This window comes from Arthrobacter alpinus (assembly GCF_001445575.1).
GTDB classification, from domain to species: Bacteria; Actinomycetota; Actinomycetes; order Actinomycetales; family Micrococcaceae; genus Specibacter; species Specibacter alpinus_C.
Map to the genome: position 1 here is coordinate 2,376,560 of NZ_CP013200.1, position 21,602 is coordinate 2,398,161.

Consider the following 21,602-nt stretch of genomic DNA (forward strand, 5'->3'; position numbering starts at 1 on the left):
CATGGGATTGAAAGATTGGCCCTCCGCCGGATTCCCGGGCACCGCCGTCAACCCCATGACGCTGATACCCGAGGTGGTGGACGAAGAATCGTGCACGCAGGCCCTGGCGGAATCCAATGACGCTGCGGATGCGGTATTTGTGCTGCTGGCTCGAGGGCTGATTGCCGAGGCTGCCGATGCGGCGGCCGACGCGCGCCTGAGCGATCCGGGCTCGGTGCGCCTGCAGGTTCTGGACGCCGAGATTCTGCGCGCCAGCAAACACTACGACAGGGCCGAGCGGATCCTTCGCGCCCTGCTGCCCGAAGTTGCCGGCACTCCCATGGAACCGTGGGTGTTCCAGCAGCTGGGCAAGGTGCATTTCAGCAGCGGCGCATTTGAAACGGCTGCCAAGACGTTCGCCACCGCGCTGGAGTTGCGGGTAGCCTCGGGATCCGACGCCTCGGCCATCTACTCAGCCACGGTCTCCCTCAAGCGGGCACTGGATCTAGCCGAACGCTCCTAAGCTCCCCACTCCCGTGGGCCCAGTCCTACAACGCTTCATCACCTTTCGGGCAATATTCGCGAACGCTCGATCACCTTTTGGGGTGTTTTCGGCAACGCTCGATCACCTTTTGGGCAATATTCGCGAACGCTCTATCACCTCACTGGCGGCAGGCCGGCGTCGTACTTCTCATAGTGGGCGGAATCATGCGGCGCGATGTCTGGGCATGCGGTAGTATTGACAATGGATTTTTGATAATACTTATACGCTAAGAGGCAACTGTGGCAACGACTAACGACATTAAGAACGGAACCGTTCTCAAGCTTGAGGGCCAATTGTGGAACGTCATTGAGTTCCAGCACGTCAAGCCGGGCAAGGGTGGCGCATTCGTTCGCACCAAGATGCGCAACATTCTCTCCGGCAAGGTAGTCGATAAGACCTTCAACGCTGGCTTGAAGATTGAAACCGCCACTGTTGATCGCTCCGACTTCCAGTACCTGTACCAGGACGGCGAAGACTACGTATTCATGGACAATGACAACTACGACCAGATCACTGTGCTGGCGAAGACGGTTGGCGAAGCCTCCAATTTCATGTTGGAAAACCTGAACGTGACTATCGCTTTGCACGAAGGCAACCCGCTCTACATCGAGCTGCCGCCGTCGGTACAGCTGCGCATCACGTACACCGAGCCCGGCCTGCAGGGCGACCGCTCCTCTGCTGGCACCAAGCCCGCAACCGTTGAGACCGGCTTGGAGATCCAGGTTCCGTTGTTCGTTGACAACAACACCCTGGTCAAGGTTGACACTCGCGACGGCAGCTACTTGGGACGTGTCAGCGAGTAGTGGCAAGCACTAAAGACAACAATCCCTCGGGCAAACCGAATTCGGCACGTAGCAAGGCGCGTCGCCGCGCCTTGGACATCTTGTTCGAGGCTGAGCAGCGTGAAGTTAGCGCCATGTCCGCCTTGACGGCCCGGCGTGAAATCGCAGACCAGATCATCAACCTCTACACGGTTGAAGTGGTCGAAGGCGTCACGGCTATGGCTGAGAGCATTGACGAATTCCTGCAGACGTACTCTCAGGGCTGGACGCTTGAGCGTATGCCGGCCGTGGACAGGATTATCCTGCGCATTGGCACCTGGGAACTGCTCTACAACGACGACGTCCCCGACGGCGTTGCCGTGAGCGAAGCCGTTGAGCTGGCCAAGATTCTCTCCACAGATGAATCGCCTCAGTTCATCAACGGTCTGCTGGGACGTCTCCAGCAGATCAAGCCGACACTCTTGGCTTAAGCGCTTAGCTCCTAAGCAAATGACCCGCAGCCTAGGCTCGGGTACACCGCGAATATGCGATGTACCCGAGCCCGAGCTGCGGGTCATTGTGCTTAACCCAGCTTTTCGGGGAGGGGCTATTCCGGGAGGGGCCGGCCCCTCACCCAGCTGCGGCGTTAGCGGGGCTGGTGCCAGTTGTTCTGCGCCTGCAACTGTTGAGCATGCAGCTGTTGCGCCTGAAGCTGTTGAGCTTGTACGTTCTGCGCCTGCCACACGGCGTGCGAATGGCGGCCCAGCAGCTCTGTTCGGACGCCTGTGATCTTGTTCAACAGCGCCATCTCCAACTCTTGGCCGGCACTGAACCGGTTGGCTGCGGTGCTCCCAGCTCTGCCTCGGGCATCGACCAGGAGTCGTTGCCTGGTGAAGGCCAACCGCGTGGCCAAGCGGATGAATTCCTTCATGATGGGTCCGGCGGCAAAGGTTTTGGACCATGTCAAGGCACGACGGCGGCCCGAACCCGTAGCGAGCATCGGCACCTCCTGCTGGGTGAACCAGCCGGACGGGACGTAGTCGGAAAGGCGCTTTCTGGTCAGTTTCGCTTCGGAACGACGCAGCAAGATGATGCCGACAATGCTCAGGATGAACAGGGGGACCTGCAGCACCACATAGGCCACGAAGAAGTTTCCGCCCAGAAACGCAGTTCCATTCCACAGTCCGTGCAGCAGCATGGCGGGAACCAGGCCCACTACCCAGGCGCCCAAGACCATCAGCGTGCCACCGTTGCGGGCCGCATAGCCAACGCAGACACCCAGGGTTGCGGTGAACATGACATGGGCAAAGGGGGACATCAGCCCGCGCATGATGAAGATGCCCACCAGCCCGCCCACAGCACCGTCGGACTCGGATAGTGCCTGGCCAAAGTAGAGGATGTTTTCCGTGAAGGCGAAACCTGCGGCGATCATGCCCGCATACACCACACCGTCAATGGGTCCATCAAAGGTGCGCCGGCGCAGGAAGAACAGCAGCAGCACTCCTGCTCCCTTGCACAGTTCCTCCACGAGTGGTGCCTGGATAACCGCACCCACCATGTCGGCGTCGGCCGTGGGGTTCGTGGTCATGAGCAGAGGCTGTACCCAGCTGCCAATCACCAGTGTGGTGATGACAGCCATCCCGGCGCCCCAACAAAAGCCGAGGATCAACGCCGTCTTGGGTTCCGGTTCCCACCGGTCAATCCACATCAACGTGGCGATGCAAATGGCCAGCGGAATCAGGGCCATCGCCCCACAGATCAAAAAGACGTTGGCACCAATGGAAACGGCGAAGAACGCCAAGGTCACCAGTGTTACCAACGCAAGGACACAGAGCAAGATGATGTTGGTCACCTTCACGGCCGTTCCGCGGGTTTTTATTTTCGCCGGGCCGGGGGCTGGGTGCGCCCAATAGTCCGGCGCGTAGTCCAAGGCAGTCCGCGGGGCCGCGACCTGGGGCAGGGGTGCTTGGGCATAGTACGGTTGCTGCTGCGGTGCGCCTGCAGCGGGGTTTTGCCAGTGGCCGGGTTCGCTCATGCTCTCAAGCGTAGGGCCATAGCTTGCCCGCTCAAAGATGCCGCGCGCAACAGCCTCTTACCGGTCCTGCCCGGCCAGTCACCGGCCGGCCGCTCCCGCACTCAGGCCCGGGAGGATGCGGCTGCTGTGGTAGTTTGAGGTGTACGCAATCAACCTTTTAATTCCGTCCTGTGAGGCGGGGAAAGGGGACGCGAGAATGACTACTTCCTCTGCATCATCGCAGGGTAATGAGCAAAGCTCTGCTCCTGTAACTGTGTCCCGTGTAGTACTAAGTGCCGCGGACATAGAACGGGCGCTGACTCGTATCGCCTATGAAATCTTAGAAGCCAACAAAGGCTTGTCGGACCTGCTGCTCCTTGGCATTCCGCGCCGCGGCTTCCCGCTGGCTCAGCGTCTGGCCGCCAAATTGGCCGCCACCGATCCCACCGTGGATCCAGCCGCTATTGTTGGCCAACTCGATGTCACCATGTTCCGTGACGATCTGGCCCACCAGCCCACCCGAGCTCCCCAACGCACTCAACTGCCCGTCTCAGGCATCGATGGGAAAACCATTGTGCTGGTCGATGATGTGTTGTATTCCGGACGAACCATCCGGGCCGCCCTGGATGCCTTGGTGGACCTGGGCCGTCCCCGCGCTGTGCGCCTTGCCGTTCTGGTTGACCGCGGACACCGTGAACTACCCATCCGGGCAGACCACGTCGGCAAGAACCTGCCCACCTCCTCGAGCGAAAAAGTGCGTGTACACCTCGTTGAAATTGACGGCGGCATTGCTGCTAACGATGAAGTTGTGATTGAGGTTGGCGCATGAAGCACCTCCTGTCTACAGAGCAGCTGAGCCTCGAAAATACTATTGCAATCCTGGACACCGCCCAGGAAATGAGTGCCGTGGGCCAACGTGAAATCAAGAAGCTCCCGGCCCTTCGCGGACGCACCGTGGTGAACCTCTTCTTCGAAGACTCCACCCGTACGCGCATCTCCTTCGAGGCTGCCGCCAAGCGCCTCTCCGCAGATGTCATCAACTTCAGTGCCAAAGGCTCCTCGGTATCCAAGGGCGAATCCCTCAAAGACACCGCCCAGACCCTTGAAGCCATGAGCGCCGACGCCGTGGTCATCAGGCACTGGGCCTCCGGTGCCCCCGCGCAGTTGGCCAACTCCGGCTGGATTGACGCTGCCGTCATCAACGCTGGCGACGGCACCCACGCCCACCCCACGCAAGCACTGCTGGACGCCTTCACCATGCGCGCCCACTGGTCAAAGATTCAGGGCAAGGCCTCGGTGGGAGCCGATCTAGCCGGCATGCGCGTGCTGATCGTCGGAGACGTGCTGCACTCGCGCGTGGCCCGATCCAACGTCTGGCTGTTGCGTACCCTTGGTGCCCACGTGACCTTGGTGGCGCCGCCCACCTTGCTGCCGGTCGGCGTCGAACATTGGCCTTGCGAGGTCAGCTACGATCTCGATGCCGCCCTGGAAAAGGGTGTTGACGCCGTCATGATGCTGCGTGTGCAGGCCGAGCGCATGAACGCGTCGTTCTTCCCTTCCACGCGTGAATACGCCCGCCGATGGGGGTTCGACGACGCCCGTCTCGCCAAACTGGATGCCCTGAACCTCAAGGACACCATCATCATGCACCCCGGCCCCATGAACCGCGGCCTGGAGATTTCCTCCGCCGCCGCCGATTCGCCCCGTTCCACCGTGCTGGCTCAGGTCCGCAACGGTGTCTCGGTGCGCATGGCTGCCTTGTACCTCCTGCTTTCCGGGGAAATGCGCGAAACACCCGCTAAAATCGCCGTCCCCTCAACTCTGCCTTCAGTAAAGGACCCTTCATGACTTCCGTAAGTTACTTGATTCGTTCAGCGTCTTTGTTGGGCGAAGAGACCGCGGACATTTTGGTGCGCGATGGCGTTATTGCCGCCGTGGGGGAGAACCTCACCGCCGATGTGGTGGGCGATGCCACCGTGATCGATGCCAGTGCGCTGGTAGCCCTGCCCGGCATGGTTGACCTGCACACCCACTTGCGCGAGCCCGGCCGCGAAGATGCCGAAACCGTTGAAACCGGTACTCGTGCCGCCGCCTTGGGTGGCTTCACCGCCGTCCATGCCATGGCCAACAGCTCACCGGTGGCCGATACCGCCGGAGTGGTGGAGCAGGTTCACACTCTGGGGCGCGAGTCCGGCTGGGTTGATGTACGCCCCGTTGGTGCCGTGACAGTAGGCTTGGCCGGCACCCAGCTGGCTGAGCTTGGCGCCATGGCAGATTCCCGTGCCCGCGTCCGGGTATTCTCCGATGATGGCATCTGCGTCAGTGACCCAGTCCTGATGCGCCGCGCCCTGGAATACGTCAAGGCATTCGACGGCGTGATCGCCCAGCACGCGCAGGAACCTCGCCTCACCGAAGGCGCCCAGATGAACGAAGGCGTGGTCTCGGCAGATCTTGGCCTGACCGGCTGGCCGGCCGTGGCCGAAGAGTCCATTATTGCCCGTGACGTCCTGCTGGCCCAGCATGTGGGCTCACGCCTGCACGTCTGCCACGTGTCCACAGCCGGTTCCGTGGAGATCATCCGCTGGGCCAAGGAACGCGGCATTTCCGTCACGGCCGAGGTCACTCCGCACCACTTGCTGCTGACTGAAGAACTGGTTCGCAGCTACAACCCGGTCTACAAGGTCAACCCGCCCTTGCGCGCCGACGCTGATGTCCACGCCCTGCGTGCGGCTCTTGCCGACGGCACCATTGACATTGTGGGCACCGATCACGCCCCGCACCCCAGCGAAGCCAAGGAATGTGAATGGGCTGCTGCGGCTATGGGCATGACAGGACTGGAAACGGCCCTGTCGGTAGTGCAGGAAACCATGATTGAAACCGGCTTGATGACGTGGGCTGACTTTGCTCGCGTCACCTCCACCACCCCGGCCCAGATTGGCCAAGTGGCTGATCAGGGCCGTCCGCTGGAAGTAGGGGAGCCGGCAAATATTGTGCTGGTTGACCCTGCCGCGCGCTGGAACGTTGACCCGTATGCCATGGCTACCAAGGGCCGCAACTCACCGTTTGCCGGTCTGGTCCTGCCCGGCAAGGTTGTTGCCACGTTCTTCCACGGCCACCCCACTGTTTTGGATGGCAAGCTGAACACCCCTTACCGGGCGGTGACGCAGCAGTGAGCAAGGAAGTCCTCATCGTCATCTCCGCGGGCGTACCCATGCTGATCATCTTCGGGCTGATGGCCTGGGGATGGCGGAACAAGCTCAAGCGTCAAGGCACGCTGGCACACTTGCCAGAAGTGCCGGATGATCTGGGTGAGGCCATCATCAGCGTTCCGGGCCAATACGTGGTCACCACCTCGGCCGGCGATTGGCTTGATCGAGTGGCCGTCCAAAGCCTGGGGATCCGCACCCCGGCTGTGGTCCATGTGCACCCTGAGGGTGTGGTGATTGAGCGAAAAGGTGGCCAAAACCTCTTCATCGCCCAAGACGCGCTCACCGAAGTGGATACCAAAGCCGGAATGGCCGGTAAATTTGTAGAGAAGGATGGGCTGGTTGTTATCAGCTGGCAACTAGCAGACGCTGCGGTGGATACCGGATTCCGGACCACCGAGGCAGGCGCCAAGCGTCCATTAATACTCGCATTGCAGGAACTGCAGGGATCGCAGGCATTGCCGCCTAATGACAGCGACACACATAGCAACGGAAAGAACAATTGAGAATGAGTGATGCAACTATGCCTGCACAGGCACTTTTGGTCTTGGAAGACGGCCGCACTTTCCGTGGCACCAGCTACGGAGCGCAGGGCACGGCCCTGGGCGAGGCAGTCTTCACCACCGGCATGACCGGTTACCAGGAAACCTTGACGGATCCTTCATACGCCCGTCAGCTGATCGTTCAGACGGCACCGCACATCGGTAACACCGGTGTGAACAAGGCTGATAATGAATCCACTCGGATCTGGGCCGCCGGTTACGTTGTTCGTGACGCCGCCCGCCGCCCGTCAAACTGGCGCAGCGAGGGAACGCTCGACGACGAGCTCACCACCCAGGGGATCGTGGGCATCCAGGGTGTGGACACCCGTGCCATCACCCGCCACCTGCGCGAGCGTGGCGCCATGAAGGCCGGGATCTTCTCCGGCGCCGACGCATCTGCTCCCGAAGCTGAGCTGCTAGCTCAGGTTTTGGCGCAGCCGTCCATGGCAGGCTTGCGCCTGGCTGAAGAGGTCAGCGTCAAGGAAGCATACGTCGTCGAACCTTCCGCCCACGGGTGGGAGGGTGAGCCGCTGTTCACCATCGCAGCCCTGGATCTGGGTATCAAGGCCATGACGCCCACCCGCTTCGCCGAGCGCGGCGTGCGTGTGCACGTGTTGCCGGCAGCCACCACCTTCGAAGAAGCCTCCGCGCTGAACCCCGATGGTGTTTTCATCTCCAACGGCCCCGGCGACCCCGCCACGGCCGACCGCCAGGTTACTTTCGTCCGCAGCTTCCTGGACGCCGGCGTGCCGTACTTCGGTATCTGCTTCGGCAACCAGATCCTGGGCCGTGCCCTGGGTTACGGCACCTACAAGCTGCGTTACGGCCACCGCGGCATCAACCAGCCCGTCATGGACCGCAGCACCGGCAAGGTGGAAATCACCAGCCAGAACCACGGCTTCGCCGTTGATGCCCCGCTGGATGGACCCACGCAGGCCCCCGAAGAGCGCTTCGGCCGCGTTGAGGTCAGCCACATCAGCCTCAACGATCAGGTTGTTGAAGGGCTCTCCTGCCTGGACATCCCCGCCTTCTCGGTGCAGTACCACCCGGAAGCCGCGGCGGGTCCGCATGACGCCGCCTACCTGTTCGACAGGTTCATCACTCTTATGACCGCCAGCAAGACCGCACAGAGCCAGGAAAACAAGTAATGCCAAAGAGGGAAGATCTCAAATCAGTCTTGGTCATTGGCTCCGGCCCGATCGTGATTGGCCAGGCTGCCGAGTTTGATTACTCCGGCACCCAGGCGCTGCGTGTTCTGAAGGAGGAGGGCCTGCGGGTCATCCTGGTCAACTCCAACCCGGCCACCATCATGACCGATCCCGAGTTCGCCGACGCCACCTACGTTGAGCCGATCACCCCGGAGGTCATCGAGAAGATCATCGCCAAGGAACGTCCCGACGCCATCTTGCCCACACTGGGTGGCCAGACCGCGTTGAACGCCGCCATCGCGTTGGACAAGAACGGTGTGCTGGCCAAGTACAACGTCGAGCTGATCGGTGCGAACATCGCAGCCATCGAGCTCGGCGAGGACCGCGAAAAGTTCAAGGGCGTCGTTGAGCGTTGCGGTGCTGAATCAGCACGCAGTCACATCATCCACACCATGGAAGAGGCGTACGTCGCCGCCGAAGACCTGGGTTACCCCATGGTTGTGCGCCCCTCATTCACCATGGGTGGGCTGGGCTCCGGCCTCGCGTACACGCCGTCGGACCTGGAGCGCATTGTGGGCCAGGGCCTGCAGTACAGCCCCACCACCGAGGTTCTGCTTGAAGAGAGCATCCTCGGCTGGAAGGAATACGAGCTGGAGATGATGCGCGACAAGAACGACAATGTCGTGGTTGTTTGCTCCATCGAAAACTTTGACCCGGTAGGTGTTCACACGGGTGACTCCATCACGGTGGCCCCGGCCATGACGCTGACGGACCGTGAATACCAGAACCTGCGTGACATCTCGATCGCCGTCATCCGCGAGGTTGGCGTTGACACCGGTGGTTGCAACATCCAGTTCGCTATTGAGCCCGACACCGGCCGCGTCGTCGTCATTGAGATGAACCCGCGCGTGTCACGGTCCTCGGCATTGGCGTCGAAGGCAACCGGCTTCGCCATTGCCAAGATCGCCACGAAGCTGTCCCTTGGCTACACCCTGGATGAGATCCCGAACGACATCACGCAGAAGACGCCGGCCTCCTTTGAGCCCAGCCTGGACTACGTGGTTGTCAAGGTTCCGCGCTTCGCGTTTGAGAAGTTCCCGGCAGCGGACCCCACGCTGACCACCACCATGAAGAGTGTTGGCGAGGCGATGGCCATTGGTCGTAACTTCACCGAGGCCCTGCAAAAGGCCTTGCGTTCCTTGGAGCAAAAGGGCGCCAGCCTGGACTTCTCCTCGGTCAATGCTTTGGATGTCCCCGATCTGATCGAGGCCGCCAAGCGCCCCACCACCGATCGCCTCGCCCAGGTCCAGCGCGCCCTGCTTGGCGGCGGTACCATCGAAGAATTGTACGCAGCCACCGGCATTGACCCCTGGTACCTGGATCAGCTGGTGCTGCTCAACGAGGTGGCGGCAACCATCCGCAAGTCCACCGCCCTGACGCCGGAAATGCTCAAGCTGGCCAAGCGCCACGGCTTCTCCGACGCCCAAATCGGTGCCTTGACCAACAACTCCGAGGCTGTTGTCCGCGGTGTGCGCCAGGCCCTGAGCATCCGCCCCGTGTACAAGACGGTTGATACCTGTGCGGCCGAGTTCAACGCCTACACCCCGTACCACTACTCTTCCTACGACGAAGAGGACGAGATTGCGCTGCACGAAAAGCCGTCAGTCATCATTCTCGGCTCGGGCCCGAACCGTATTGGTCAGGGCATCGAGTTTGATTACTCCTGCGTGCACGCTTCCATGGCACTGCGCAAGGCCGGCTACGAGACCGTCATGGTCAACTGCAACCCGGAAACCGTCTCCACAGATTACGACGTCTCCACCCGCTTGTACTTTGAGCCGTTGACGCTGGAAGACGTGCTGGAGGTCATTGCCGCGGAAGAGCGCACCGGCGGCGTTTTGGGCGTGTTCGTCCAACTGGGCGGCCAGACTCCGCTGAAGCTTGCTCAAGAACTGGCCGACGCCGGTGTGCCCATCTTGGGTACCTCCCCGGAAGCCATCGATTTGGCCGAGCACCGCGGCATGTTCTCGCGTGTGCTGGACAATGCCGGTTTGATTGCGCCGAAGAACGGCACGGCCGTGTCCTTCAATGACGCCAAGAAGATCGCCGATGAAATTGGCTACCCCGTGCTGGTCCGCCCGTCCTACGTTTTGGGTGGCCGCGGCATGGAGATCGTCTACGACGAGGCCAACCTGTCCCGCTACATCAAGAACGCCACTGAAATCACCGAGGCCCACCCGGTCTTGATTGACCGGTTCTTGGAAGATGCCATTGAAATTGACGTCGACGCACTCTTCGACGGCAAGGACATGTACCTTGGCGGCATCATGGAGCACATTGAAGAGGCCGGCATTCACTCCGGTGACTCCGCCTGTGTGCTGCCTCCCATCACCTTGGGCAAGGACGTGCAGGAGCGGGTCCGGAAGGCAACCCGCGCCATCGCCGAAGGTGTGGGTGTCCGCGGCCTGATCAACATTCAGTTCGCGCTGGCCGCTGACATCCTCTACGTTCTTGAGGCCAACCCGCGTGCCTCACGCACCGTCCCGTTCGTTTCCAAGGCAACCGGTGTGCAGATGGCCAAGGCCGCCGCGCTGATTGGTGTTGGCGTGTCCATCGCTCACTTGCGCAGCGTCCACCACATCCTGCCGGAAATTGGCGACGGCGGCACCCTGCCGGACTCCGCCCCGGTTGCTGTCAAGGAAGCTGTTATGCCGTTCAACCGTTTCCGCACCCCGGAGGGTCACGTTGTTGACTCCCTGCTGGGCCCGGAAATGCGCTCCACCGGCGAAGTCATGGGCATCGACAAGCACTTCGACACTGCCTTTGCCAAGAGCCAGGCGGCCGCCAACGGCGCCTTGCCGATCGAAGGCAAGATCTTCGTCTCGGTGGCCAACCGTGACAAGCGCTCCATCATCATGGCCGTCAAGCGCCTTGCTGATCTGGGCTACGAGATCGTCTCCACCGGAGGCACCGCGGACGTCCTGCGCCGCAACGGCATCGAGTCCACCATCGTGCGCAAGATTGGTGAAGGCACCTCGGAAACGGGTGAAGGCACCATTGTTGACTTGATCAACAACGGTGAGATCGCCATGATCTTCAACACCCCCAGCGGTGGCCAGGCACGCGGTGACGGCTACGAAATCCGTGCGGCTGCCGTCTCCATTGGCAAGCCGTGCATCACCACGGTGGCCGAGTTCAACGTGGCTGTCCAGGCCATGGAAGCACTGCGCACCTACGAGTGGGACGTCACCAGCCTGCAGGAACACGCCAAGGTTTTGGCAGCAGGTCAGGCAGCTCAGAATGCCTAACAATGTCAACAGCAGTGCTGTGAAGCACGACGGCGGGAGGGCACCTTTCGGTGCCCGACTAGCCGGTGCGATGGCTGCCCGTGGTCCGCTGTGTGTGGGTATCGACCCGCACCCGGGACTGCTGGCGGCCTGGGGCCTGGCTGATTCTGTGCAGGGCCTGCGCACGTTTTCTGCGACAGTTCTGGAAGCTGTTGCCCCTCTCGCTGCGGCCATCAAGCCGCAGGTGGCACTCTATGAGCGCCACGGTTCTGCCGGCCTCGCAGTTCTTGAAGAACTGTTGGCGGCCGCGCTCGAGGCCGATGTGCTGACCATTGCTGATGCCAAGCGCGGAGACATTGGCTCCACCATGGCCGGCTATGCCGATGCTTGGCTGCGCGATGGATCTGCTCTTGCTGCCGATTCTGTGACCTTGAGCCCGTACCTGGGTTTTGAGTCGCTGCGCCCGGCGCTGGATCTTGCGGCAGCCAATGGTCGGGGTGTGTTTGTTCTCGCATTGACGTCCAACCCTGAGGGCGCTTCTGTTCAGCATGTAGGCGGAAGCGAGTCGGTGGCCAAGCGCATTGTCGAAGCGGCCGCGCAGGAGAATCGCCGTTATGCCGAACAGGCTTTGGGTTCGGTTGGACTGGTTGTTGGCGCCACCGTGGGTAGTGCTCTGAGTGAGCTGGGCATTGATCTGGCCGCGCTGCACGGGCCCATTCTGGCTCCGGGCCTTGGTGCGCAAGGTGCCACGGGGGCGGACATGCAGCTCACCTTCGGGGCTGCCTATCCTGTCGTACTGGGCACTTCCAGCAGGGGTATCCTCGCGGCCGGGCCGGATATTGCGGCGCTGCGGGCAGCTACCACACAAACGCTGGCCGGGCTAAAGTAACACCGGCACGCCAAGCTGTAACTCCCGCTCAGGCTGCGTCAAGTGCGCCAGCGGATTGATTTGCATCCCCGGTGCGGATAAGTTCGGAACTATTACTGTTTCGCCATCCGCGCCGGGGATATCCGTCATCAGGGAGCTTTTTCGTGAACTTGCCGCACCTCTCGCATGAACAGCGCGCAGAAGCGCGGATTAAGGCCATTGCAGCCCGGGCGGTCAGGTCCCAGATAAAACTAGATTTAAAAACAGGGCAGGCCAGTGTGGCAGACGTGCTTGATGCGGCCGCGGCCGAGCCTGCCTTGGACAGACTTAGAGTTAGCGATTTATTGGAAGCCCTTCCGGGCATTGGAAAGGTACGTGCAACTGTGATCATGAGCGAGCTGGGGATAGCCCCAACGCGCAGGGTGCGTGGCTTGGGCGTGCACCAACGCCGAGCCTTGATTAGCTACCTTGGGAAAAAGTCATGAGCGACGTTTCCGTGCCAGCCGTGCCAGCCGTCCCAGCTGTGCCGTCTGAAAGTACCGTCCGCACCAAGCCGCGCAGCGGTGTGACGGTTCTGGCCGGGCCCACCGCCGTCGGCAAGGGCACTGTCTCAACGTTCATCCGGGACAACTACCCGGATGTGTGGCTGTCCGTTTCAGCCACCACCCGTCCGGCCCGTCCGGGCGAAGAAGAAGGCGTGCACTACTTCTTCCGATCAGCGGAGGAATTTGATTCCCTCGTGGCCGACGGCGAACTCCTCGAGTGGGCGGTTGTTCACGGCGTCAACCGCTACGGCACCTTGCGCAGCACCGTCCAGGCTGCTGTGGCCGATGGAAAATCGGTGCTGTTGGAAATTGATTTGCAGGGCGCACGCCAGGTCAAAGAAGCCATGCCTGAGGCTGATTTTGTGTTCCTGGGCCCTCCCAATTGGGACGAATTGGTCCGCCGATTGGTGGGACGCGGCACAGAAACGGCCGAGGAACAGCACCGCCGCTTGGAAACCGCTAAACTGGAACTTGCTGCCGCCCCGGAATTTGATTACGTCATTGTCAATGACGATGTCAGCCGGGCTGCAGCCGCGCTTGTTGAACTGATGGGGCTCACCCCTCACCACACTGCTTGAGCCAGCAACGTGGGCCGTTAAACGTCTACATTGTTGGATCTGCAAGACACCCTTTCGATTTTTTGGAGAAGTAATTGACTACACAACCCGAAGGCATCATCAATCCCTCGATCGATTCGCTGCTTGAAGCTGCCGATTCGAAGTACGGACTGGTCATCTTTGGTGCCAAGCGCGCACGCCAGATCAACGCTTACTACGCTCAGCTCCACGAGGGCCTGTTCGAGTACGTCGGCCCGCTGGTAGACACCAAGCTGAACGAGAAGTCCCTCTCCATCGCTTTCCGTGAAATCGACGAGGGCCTGTTGGTTTCCACCCCCGTCGAGACCGCGTAACGGCAGCTCGATCAAACCCACTGTGTCTACCTTGAACATTGTCCTGGGCGTAGGCGGCGGCATCGCCGCCTACAAGGCGGCCTTGCTGCTGCGCCTCTTTACCGAGGCCGGCCACCAGGTCACAGTCATTCCCACCGACGCATCCACGAATTTTGTGGGTGTTGCCACCTGGGAGGCTCTGAGCGGGCGACCCGCCACCAACAATGTTTTTGACGCCGTGGATCAGGTCAACCACGTGAGGATCGGCCATGAGGCCGATTTGATCGTGGTGGCCCCGGCCACCGCCGATCTTTTGGCGAAGGCCGCTGGTGGACACGCCAACGATCTGTTGACCACCACGTTGCTGATGGCCCGCGGCCCGGTGCTTTTTGCCCCGGCCATGCATACAGAGATGTGGGCGCATGCTTCAACGCAAGCCAATGTTGCCTCGCTGCGCTCTCGTGGCGTGCACGTTTTGGACCCTGCCGTTGGGCGCCTGACCGGCGTGGACTCCGGTCCTGGCCGGCTGCCCGAGCCGGAAGCGATTTTTGCCGCCGCCATGGCGTTGCTTGACGGCGACACCCCGGCAGTTTCTTCGGCTCAGCAAAGTCCTAAGGCACAGAACGACGCCGGGTCTTCGGGATCCGCTGAAACCGTACCTAGCGCTGAAGATCAGTCGGGGACCGGGACTCTGGTTGAGGCATCCGCTGCCTCATCTACTGATTCTGAGTCTTCCGACGATGGCATCACTGCCAGTGAAGCTGAGCATTTTCTCCCTGGTCCGGTCCTCGTTCCTGTTCCAGATGGCCTGCTTTCCGGAATGCATGTCCTGATCACTGCCGGTGGAACACGCGAACCTTTGGATCCCGTACGTTTCCTGGGCAATAAGTCTTCGGGCAAGCAGGGTGTGGCTCTGGCGCAAGCAGCCTTGGCCGCAGGCGCTACCGTCACCTTGATCCACGCGCATTTGGAAGTGGCCCCTCCCGCGGGTGCCAAGCTGCAACCGATTGAGACGGCGCTTGAATTGCGGAAGGCAACGCTGGCCGCGGCGGCTTCTGCCGACGTGGTCATCATGGCCGCTGCCGTGGCGGACTTCCGCCCCGCGAACGTCTCCTCCGGCAAGATCAAAAAGCGTGACAACGTCGAGGACCCCGTCATCACTTTGGTCCGCAACCCGGATATTTTGGTTGAACTCGTGGCCCACAGATCCGCGCAGAACCAACAACAGCTCATCGTTGGATTCGCCGCAGAAACAGGTGACGATGAAGCCGATGCGCGCAGCTACGCTGAGGCGAAACTGCGCCGCAAGGGCTGCGATTTGCTGGTTGTCAACGAAGTTGGGCCGGGAGATTCCGGCAGCGAGCGGGTCTTCGGTCAGGACACCAACCACGTGGAGATTTTGGCTCTTGACGGTGCCACCCCCGTGCAGTCCGGGGGCAGCAAGCGTGAGGTGGCAGACGCCGTCGTGCGTGTCATTGCACAACGGCTCGGGCGAAGCTAAAAGCGCACCAGCAACACAATATGTATGACAAACCGTGTCTCACAGCAATGGGTGGCGCGCTATCCCAAAGTAAAGTAGAACAGTGACTTCAGTGAACCCCCTGCGCCTATTTACGTCCGAATCCGTGACGGCAGGCCACCCCGATAAAATTTGCGACCAGATCAGCGACGCCATTCTTGACGCGCTACTGGCCGAAGACCCGGACTCCCGCGTCGCCGTTGAGACCATGGCCACCACCGGCCTGGTCCATGTGGCTGGCGAGGTGACCACCAACGCCTATGTGGAAATCCCGGCCATTGTCCGCAACACCATCTTGGACATTGGCTACGATTCCTCAGCCAACGGCTTCGACGGCGCCCGCTGCGGCGTGTCCGTCTCGATCGGTCAGCAATCGCAGGACATCTCCGACGGCGTTTTCAACGCTCTGGAGGTCCGCGAAGGCACCGCCGTGGACAAGTACGACTCCCAGGGTGCCGGCGATCAGGGCCTCATGTTCGGCTACGCCAGCAATGAGACCGCCTCCTATATGCCCACTCCGATCTTCTTGGCACACCGGCTCTCCGAGCGCCTCACCGATGTGCGCAAGTCCGGTTTGCTGGAATACCTGCGCCCGGATGGCAAGACTCAGGTGACCATCGGGTATGACGGCGAAAAGCCCGTCTCTGTAGACACCGTTGTCATCTCCAGTCAGCACGCCGAAGGCACCATGCTGGATAAGCTGCGCGCCGATCTGGCTGAATTTGTTATTGCTCCGGTCATGGAAGCCTCCGGTCTGGATGTTTCCGGCCTGAAGACGTACCTGAACCCGGCCGGCCCGTTCGTGGTGGGCGGTCCTGTGGGCGATGCCGGTTTGACCGGTCGCAAGATCATCGTTGACACCTATGGCGGAATGGCCCGTCACGGTGGCGGCGCATTCTCCGGCAAGGACCCGTCAAAGGTTGACCGTTCGGCCGCCTACGCCATGCGCTGGGTTGCCAAGAATGTGGTGGCTGCAGGACTGGCCTCACGCGCGGAAATCCAGGTCGGTTATGCCATTGGCGTGGCCCGCCCGGTGGGTGTCTACGTTGAGACCTTCGGCACCGAAACCGTGGATCCGCGCCGCATCGAGGATGCCATTGCGGCCATCTTTGATCTGCGCCCCATGGCCATCATCGACAGCCTTGACCTCAAGCGTCCCATCTACGCCAAGACGGCCGCCCACGGTCACTTCGGCCGCGACGACCCCGATTTCACCTGGGAAAACCTCGATCGCGTCGATGCTTTGAAGGCCTACTTCAACGCCTAATCGTTTCTGTTATCCACAGCTGAGCACAGCCCGCCGACTACTTTGTCAGTGGCCTGTGCTTAGCTTGTTTTAGGCCGAATTTTCCGGCCGAACTTTCAAGCCCCCAGGGGTAAACCCACTCGGGTGAGCCCTTGCGGTTTAGCCAGGCGGGTTTGCCGCACCAATCGCAGGAGGATGCCATGGCTGATTCAGCTCACCATGATGGCCCAGGCGAGGGCGTGCAGCTGAGCCTGCTCAGTGGCTTTGTGGCCAAGGAGCGCGTGGCTGATCCGCATAGCGGCGTGGTGCTGGCCCCTGTTCTGCCCGTGGCACACGTTGTCATTGACTCTCCACTACCGCACCTTGACCGGATCTTTGACTACTCCGTTCCCTTAGAGCTCGACGCCGAGGCGCAGCCGGGCGTGCGGGTGCGCGTTAAATTCTCCGGCCAAGACCTCAATGGTTTCCTCGTGGCTCGCGTGGCAGTATCCGAGAGCGAGCGCTTAGTTCCGCTCAGCCGCGTGTATTCCGCTGTTCCCGTGCTGGCTCCGCAGGTGCTGGAACTGGCACATCAGGTGGCGGCCCGTTACTGCGGCACGGTTGCAGATGTGCTTCGTGTTGCCGTTCCTCCCCGGGTGGCCAGCCTGGAGAAGGTGTACCTGAAGAAGGCTGCCGAACGGGCGGCTGATGCTGCTTTGACAGTGGCCGCAGGGGCTGGCGCAGACTCTGGGGCTAGCCGAATCGGGGGAGCCGTGGCTCACGATCCCCATCTGGAACCTCTCCTAGAGCCACCTGCTGCTGCCAAGCCGGGTCATTCTCTGTTCGGTGATTACCCGCATGCAGAGGACTTCCTGACCCGGCTTGCCATGGGGGATTCCCCCAAGGCCGTTTTAGGGACCCTGCACGGATTCGGCCCCGTGTCGTGGCACCGGCAGCTTGCTCAGGTGGTGGCCTATTGTCAGCTCTCGGGTCGGGGAGCCATCGTGGTGGTACCGGACCTGCGGGACCTTGAACTGTTGGACCACGCCTTCGCCCAGGTGCTACCAGAGGGCAGTTTCGTCAAGCTAACGGCCGACGACGGTCCTAGTCTCCGCTATGCCAACTTCCTCCGCGTCCTGTCAGGTGACGTAAAGATTGTGATTGGCACGCGCTCGGCTGCCTATGCACCAGTGGCGGATCTGGGCCTGGTTTGTTGTTGGGATGACGGCGATGAGCTCCACGTTGAACGCCGCGCCCCTTACCAGCACAGCCGCGATGTACTCCTACTTCGCTCAGGTATTGAAGATGCTGCGGTCTTGATGGCCGGGCACAGCAGAAGTAGCGAGTCGCAACGTCTCGTTGCGACTGGCTGGGCGCAGGACCTTGTCGCCGCCCGCCCTGAGGTTCGTAAGGCCACGGCCAGGGTCATCAGCACCTCAGACTCCTTCGAGCAAGAGCGCGATCCTGCGGCGGCCATGGCGCGTCTACCTCACCGGGCTTGGGAGACGGCTAAAGCGGCTCTGAAGTTTGGGCCGGTGCTGGTTCAGGTGGCCCGGACCGGATATGCGCCGGCACTTGCCTGTCAGCGCTGCCGTGAAGTGGCCCGTTGCCAGCACTGCACCGGCCCGCTCATGCAGAGCCGTGCAGCTGGTTCAGCCTCCGTCGCGGTGACCTGCAAGTGGTGTGGGCAGCCCGAGAACGCTTTCAGCTGCAACACCTGCGGGTTCAATCAGCTGCGGGCTATCTCGGTAGGTGCCTTGCGCACTGCCGAGGAGCTGGGCCGGGCATTCCCATCGGTGCCTGTTATTTCCTCCTCTGGGGACAACATTAAAACTATGGTTCCGGATAAACCGGCCATTGTGGTGGCCACCATTGGGGCCGAGCCGGTGGCTCCACACGGCTACGCGGCTGCGCTGTTACTCGATGGTGATTCCATGCTTCGGCGGGAGTCGTTGCGTGCGGGCGAGGAAACGCTGCGTCGGTGGATGAACGCGGCCGCCCTGGTCCGCTCCGCCAAGGACGGCGGAATCGTGGTTGTCACCGCAGATGAGTCTCCTGAAGTGGCTGCGCTGGTGCGCTGGGATCCCGCTGGGCACGCAGAACGAGAGTTCGCGCTGCGTCATCAACTCGGGTTGCCGCCGGCCATGAGGCTGGCCTCGTTGACGGGGCAAGAAAGCGATGTGGAGGCTTTTGTGGCTGCATTGAAGTTGCCGGATGCTGTGCGCCGCATCGGACCCGCGCCCGTTGCGGCCGCGCACCTGAGTGCTTCGAGCGCTGGTGGTGCCGATGCTGAGGATGCCCCCGATTACCGGACCATCTTGCTCTTTCCGTACTCCATGGCGGCGACCGTCACGGCCAGTATGCGGGCGTTGAAAGCGTCCAACGCTGCCCGCAGGATGGGCTCGCCCGTCCAGGTGCGATGCGATGGTTTGGACGTTCTCTAAAACACCACGCAACACCTGCTCTAAGCACTTTCATACCACACTTATTAGAAGTTACTTTCTAGTAAGTATTGCGGTTGTATATCGGTGGGTTTAGGCTTGTTGTATGAGTATTCGGGAGGTGTTCCCCGGGGACCGGGGCGGTGAGGCTACACAGGATGTAGCGTCGCTGCTGGCTGGGATTACTCTTCCTTCTATTGAACCTTTTGGGTCTGACAATGCTGAGCTGGTGGGGTTGCCGGCACTGGCGTTGTACCCGCTCCCGGAGCCGGGGTCGGAATTGGGGCTGGTTGTGGAGTCACCGTCGGTGCTGTCTGTTGCTGAGGGGGTTCGTGATGCTGGGGTTGCGGCGTTGGTGGAGTTGAAGCGTCTTGAGGATGCTGTGGCGGGGTGTAAGGCACGGTTGGTGGCTAGGGTTGTGGGTGCGGCTGCGGTTGAGGCATCTGTGTGGGCTTTAGATGGGTTTCAGCGTGGGGTTGCCTCGGCGGGGTTGGCTACAGAGGTCGCGTTCGCGTTGGGGATTCCTGAGCCGAGCGCGGCGTCGTTGCTGGAGCACAGTGTGGTGTTGCTGAGTGAACGTCCCGCGGTGTTGGATGCTCTGGAAGCGGGGGAGCTTTCTTGGCGGCATGCGGTGAGTATTAATGATGAGATCGCGACTTTAGGGTCTATGGGTAGTGCCACGGCCGCCGATGTGGCGGTGTTGGAAGGGCGGTTGTTGTTTCTCGCGCCGGGGACCACAGCGTTTTCGTTTCTGGGTAAGGCTCGTCGGGCGCGGGAGAAGATGTTTCCGGAGAGTATCCCGGTCCGGGTTAAGGAAGCGTTCGCGAAGCGGAAGTTGGTGTGTTCGCTGGGTGCTGATGGGATGGCGTGGTTGGGGTTGCACATGCCGGCGGTGAGTGCCTCCGGGATTTATACGCGGTGTACTCGATTGGCGCGGGCGATTAAAGCTGATGGGGTCCGTGCTCAAGCTGTGGCTGATGCTGCTGGGACGGGTCAGGATTGTCGTGAGCATAGGACACTGGCGCAGTTACGGGCCGATGTTGCCGCGATCCTGCTACTGGGCCAAAACCTTCCGGAATCTGCCACACAGTTACTCAACGACGCCGAAGCTACCCTGCCCACCAACAACCCGGCCAACCCAGAAACCAACCCCGGAACCAGGGCTGGCACGAGCACGGGCACCGGAATGTCATCTGACCGGCGCGCAGAACGGGGCGCGAAGGGTGGCACGAGCACTGGTGCCGGGAATTCAACCAGCCAGAGCACTGGTGTTGATTGTGGGGCTGGAGCTGGGTCCGGGTCTGGTGTTGTTGGCGGGTTGGGTGGGCAGGGGTCTGCTTTCCGAGCCACGGTGCGCCGCGACGGAAAAGATCCTGAGCCTGATGTACCGCCTTGCTTCGGTAAGCATGCGCCCCTAGCTGATACCGCCACAAATCCTGATGTCGACATAACTTCTGACACCACTGGCACCAGTACTGGTGTCGTTATCACGTCTGATGCCACCGGGGGTATGGGTGGCAGTGTTCTTGACCTGGACGACGTTCCTGTCTGGGCCACAAGACCAACTCCTACTAGCGGTACCTCACCCAGTGGTGCTTCACCCGGTGGTGTTGCGGCTGGGGGAGTCTTGTCTAGCAGGGGCGGTGGTGAGGGGACACCACTGCCCACCACCAGCCCTGCCGCCCCCGCAACCGATCCCACCGCAGGAATAGTTTCCGCGGATGCTGCCACCGCCCACGCCCCCGCCGCAGGAATAGTTTCCGCGGCTGCTGCCACCGCCCTCTATTTCACCAGCGATGATGATCCTGCTGATCCTGTGGATTCAGATGGTCGAAACCTTATTGACCCGGCTGACCTTATTGACCCGGTTGATGCTGTTGATGTGGTCGGGTTGGTGGGGGATGGTTCTGGGTTGGTGGGTGATGTGGTGGATGGGTTGGTCGAGGATCCGCAGGCGGATTATGAGCGGCAGTTAGTGGAGTTGGCGGCTCATGGTGTGATGGTTGATCCGCCGCTGCCGGATGCGTTGGTGTTGGTCAAGGTCCCGTTCTTGGGGTTGTTGGGGATCACGGATGAACCAGCAGAGTTGGTGGGGCCTCAGAGTGGTCCTATTCCGGAGGACGTGGCGAGGAAGTTGTTGAAGAATTGTTCTTCGTTCTTGCGGGTCTTGACTGATCCGATCACGGGGGAGGCGTTGCCGTTGGAGCCGCAACGCTATATTTTGCGGGCGGCGGAACGAGCGGTCTTGCAGGGCCTTGCTGGGTGTTGTTATGTACCGAATTGTCCTCATCCGGTGTTGGATACGGAGTTGGATCATTTACGGGCTTTTGAATTTGGTGGGGCCTCGGTGATGGCGAATCTTCGCCCGGCGTGTAAACGCCATCACCTGATGAAGCACTTCAAGGATGATAAGAACCGGCGTGGGCGCCGGCGGTGTATCGATGAGCCTGAACGGCACGGGATCAAGCTCCGTGGCTGGACACCGCAAGCTACCCCGGATGGGCGGATCGGTTGGATCACCCCTGGTGGCAGGTACCGGCCACCGCTGAATACCGAACCCGAGCGGCCTGAGTACCCCAAATGGCTCAAAAACCTCATCAACAAAACCACCAAAAAATCAGCAAGCTAACCCGC

18 protein-coding genes are annotated in these 21,602 nt (G+C 61.2%); 17 read left to right on the forward strand and 1 reads right to left on the reverse strand.

Annotated elements, in window-relative coordinates:
- Window position 1 precedes the first annotated feature (1 nt).
- The 3 genes from AS189_RS10445 to nusB all read left to right on the forward strand — a co-directional run bounded on the left by AS189_RS10445 (window position 2) and on the right by nusB (window position 1,775).
- On the forward strand, window positions 2–502 hold the full coding sequence (locus tag AS189_RS10445) for a tetratricopeptide repeat protein (protein WP_062288434.1): 501 nt from the start codon (window positions 2–4) through the stop codon (window positions 500–502).
- Between the two features lie 260 nt (window positions 503–762).
- Entirely contained in the window at window positions 763–1,326 is a 564-nt protein-coding gene (efp, locus tag AS189_RS10450; protein ID WP_062288437.1) for an elongation factor P, read from the forward strand.
- The gene (gene nusB, locus AS189_RS10455) at window positions 1,326–1,775 is read left to right on the forward strand and encodes a transcription antitermination factor NusB (protein WP_062288441.1); all 450 of its coding nucleotides are present in this window, start codon (window positions 1,326–1,328) and stop codon (window positions 1,773–1,775) included. Before efp ends, nusB begins: the two co-directional genes overlap by 1 nt.
- A gap of 155 nt (window positions 1,776–1,930) precedes the next feature.
- Here nusB and AS189_RS10460 read toward each other — a convergent pair whose 3' ends face one another.
- A complete protein-coding gene (locus AS189_RS10460; RefSeq protein WP_062288444.1) occupies window positions 1,931–3,319 on the reverse strand; it encodes a PrsW family intramembrane metalloprotease in 1,389 nt (462 codons plus the stop codon).
- 196 nt (window positions 3,320–3,515) lie between these two features.
- Here AS189_RS10460 and pyrR point away from each other — a divergent pair, with 196 nt between their 5' ends.
- The 14 genes from pyrR (at window position 3,516) to AS189_RS10530 (ending at window position 21,597) form a co-directional block, all read left to right on the forward strand.
- Window positions 3,516–4,127, forward strand: coding sequence for a bifunctional pyr operon transcriptional regulator/uracil phosphoribosyltransferase PyrR (gene pyrR, locus AS189_RS10465; RefSeq protein ID WP_062288447.1), 612 nt, complete (start codon window positions 3,516–3,518; stop codon window positions 4,125–4,127).
- Window positions 4,124–5,146 carry an aspartate carbamoyltransferase catalytic subunit gene (locus AS189_RS10470; protein WP_062288450.1) on the forward strand — a complete coding sequence of 341 codons (1,023 nt, stop codon included), beginning with the start codon at window positions 4,124–4,126 and terminating at the stop codon, window positions 5,144–5,146. The genes pyrR and AS189_RS10470 overlap by 4 nt, the downstream gene beginning before the upstream one ends.
- Complete coding sequence (locus AS189_RS10475; protein ID WP_062288452.1) at window positions 5,143–6,471, forward strand: dihydroorotase; 1,329 nt, start codon at window positions 5,143–5,145, stop codon at window positions 6,469–6,471. Before AS189_RS10470 ends, AS189_RS10475 begins: the two co-directional genes overlap by 4 nt.
- Window positions 6,468–7,010, forward strand: coding sequence for a hypothetical protein (locus AS189_RS10480; RefSeq protein ID WP_337589170.1), 543 nt, complete (start codon window positions 6,468–6,470; stop codon window positions 7,008–7,010). Before AS189_RS10475 ends, AS189_RS10480 begins: the two co-directional genes overlap by 4 nt.
- 2 nt (window positions 7,011–7,012) lie before the next feature.
- The gene (carA, locus tag AS189_RS10485) at window positions 7,013–8,194 is read left to right on the forward strand and encodes a glutamine-hydrolyzing carbamoyl-phosphate synthase small subunit (protein WP_062288455.1); all 1,182 of its coding nucleotides are present in this window, start codon (window positions 7,013–7,015) and stop codon (window positions 8,192–8,194) included.
- The gene (carB, locus tag AS189_RS10490; RefSeq protein WP_062288458.1) at window positions 8,194–11,502 is read left to right on the forward strand and encodes a carbamoyl-phosphate synthase large subunit; all 3,309 of its coding nucleotides are present in this window, start codon (window positions 8,194–8,196) and stop codon (window positions 11,500–11,502) included. Before carA ends, carB begins: the two co-directional genes overlap by 1 nt.
- Complete coding sequence (pyrF, locus tag AS189_RS10495; RefSeq protein ID WP_062288461.1) at window positions 11,495–12,370, forward strand: orotidine-5'-phosphate decarboxylase; 876 nt, start codon at window positions 11,495–11,497, stop codon at window positions 12,368–12,370. The genes carB and pyrF overlap by 8 nt, the downstream gene beginning before the upstream one ends.
- Before the next feature lie 143 nt (window positions 12,371–12,513).
- On the forward strand, window positions 12,514–12,834 hold the full coding sequence (gene mihF / locus AS189_RS20735) for an integration host factor, actinobacterial type (RefSeq protein ID WP_062288463.1): 321 nt from the start codon (window positions 12,514–12,516) through the stop codon (window positions 12,832–12,834).
- Complete coding sequence (gene gmk, locus AS189_RS10505; RefSeq protein WP_082634222.1) at window positions 12,831–13,472, forward strand: guanylate kinase; 642 nt, start codon at window positions 12,831–12,833, stop codon at window positions 13,470–13,472. The genes mihF and gmk overlap by 4 nt, the downstream gene beginning before the upstream one ends.
- Before the next feature lie 74 nt (window positions 13,473–13,546).
- Window positions 13,547–13,804, forward strand: a complete 258-nt coding sequence (rpoZ, locus tag AS189_RS10510; RefSeq protein WP_044575390.1) for a DNA-directed RNA polymerase subunit omega — start codon at window positions 13,547–13,549, stop codon at window positions 13,802–13,804.
- Window positions 13,805–13,835: 31 nt separating this feature from the next.
- Window positions 13,836–15,284: a bifunctional phosphopantothenoylcysteine decarboxylase/phosphopantothenate synthase gene (locus AS189_RS10515; RefSeq protein WP_062293416.1), complete on the forward strand. Its 1,449-nt coding sequence runs from the start codon at window positions 13,836–13,838 to the stop codon at window positions 15,282–15,284.
- Between the two features lie 82 nt (window positions 15,285–15,366).
- Window positions 15,367–16,569 carry a methionine adenosyltransferase gene (gene metK, locus AS189_RS10520; RefSeq protein ID WP_062288465.1) on the forward strand — a complete coding sequence of 401 codons (1,203 nt, stop codon included), beginning with the start codon at window positions 15,367–15,369 and terminating at the stop codon, window positions 16,567–16,569.
- A gap of 179 nt (window positions 16,570–16,748) precedes the next feature.
- The gene (locus AS189_RS10525) at window positions 16,749–18,971 is read left to right on the forward strand and encodes a primosomal protein N' (RefSeq protein WP_062288467.1); all 2,223 of its coding nucleotides are present in this window, start codon (window positions 16,749–16,751) and stop codon (window positions 18,969–18,971) included.
- Between the two features lie 103 nt (window positions 18,972–19,074).
- A complete protein-coding gene (locus tag AS189_RS10530) occupies window positions 19,075–21,597 on the forward strand; it encodes an HNH endonuclease signature motif containing protein (RefSeq protein WP_129587239.1) in 2,523 nt (840 codons plus the stop codon).
- The last annotated feature ends 5 nt before the right edge of the window (window positions 21,598–21,602 follow it).

Excerpts from the sequence above, each read along its gene's own strand:
- AS189_RS10445 (WP_062288434.1), top strand. The coding sequence starts at position 2 with ATGGGATTGAAAGATTGGCCCTCCGCCGGATTCCCGGGCACCGCCGTC.
- AS189_RS10460 (WP_062288444.1), bottom strand. The coding sequence starts at position 3,319 with ATGAGCGAACCCGGCCACTGGCAAAACCCCGCTGCAGGCGCACCGCAG.
- pyrR (WP_062288447.1), top strand. The coding sequence starts at position 3,516 with ATGACTACTTCCTCTGCATCATCGCAGGGTAATGAGCAAAGCTCTGCT.
- AS189_RS10470 (WP_062288450.1), top strand. The coding sequence starts at position 4,124 with ATGAAGCACCTCCTGTCTACAGAGCAGCTGAGCCTCGAAAATACTATT.
- AS189_RS10475 (WP_062288452.1), top strand. The coding sequence starts at position 5,143 with ATGACTTCCGTAAGTTACTTGATTCGTTCAGCGTCTTTGTTGGGCGAA.
- carA (WP_062288455.1), top strand. The coding sequence starts at position 7,013 with ATGAGTGATGCAACTATGCCTGCACAGGCACTTTTGGTCTTGGAAGAC.
- carB (WP_062288458.1), top strand. The coding sequence starts at position 8,194 with ATGCCAAAGAGGGAAGATCTCAAATCAGTCTTGGTCATTGGCTCCGGC.
- pyrF (WP_062288461.1), top strand. The coding sequence starts at position 11,495 with ATGCCTAACAATGTCAACAGCAGTGCTGTGAAGCACGACGGCGGGAGG.
- gmk (WP_082634222.1), top strand. The coding sequence starts at position 12,831 with ATGAGCGACGTTTCCGTGCCAGCCGTGCCAGCCGTCCCAGCTGTGCCG.
- AS189_RS10525 (WP_062288467.1), top strand. The coding sequence starts at position 16,749 with ATGGCTGATTCAGCTCACCATGATGGCCCAGGCGAGGGCGTGCAGCTG.
- AS189_RS10530 (WP_129587239.1), top strand. The coding sequence starts at position 19,075 with ATGAGTATTCGGGAGGTGTTCCCCGGGGACCGGGGCGGTGAGGCTACA.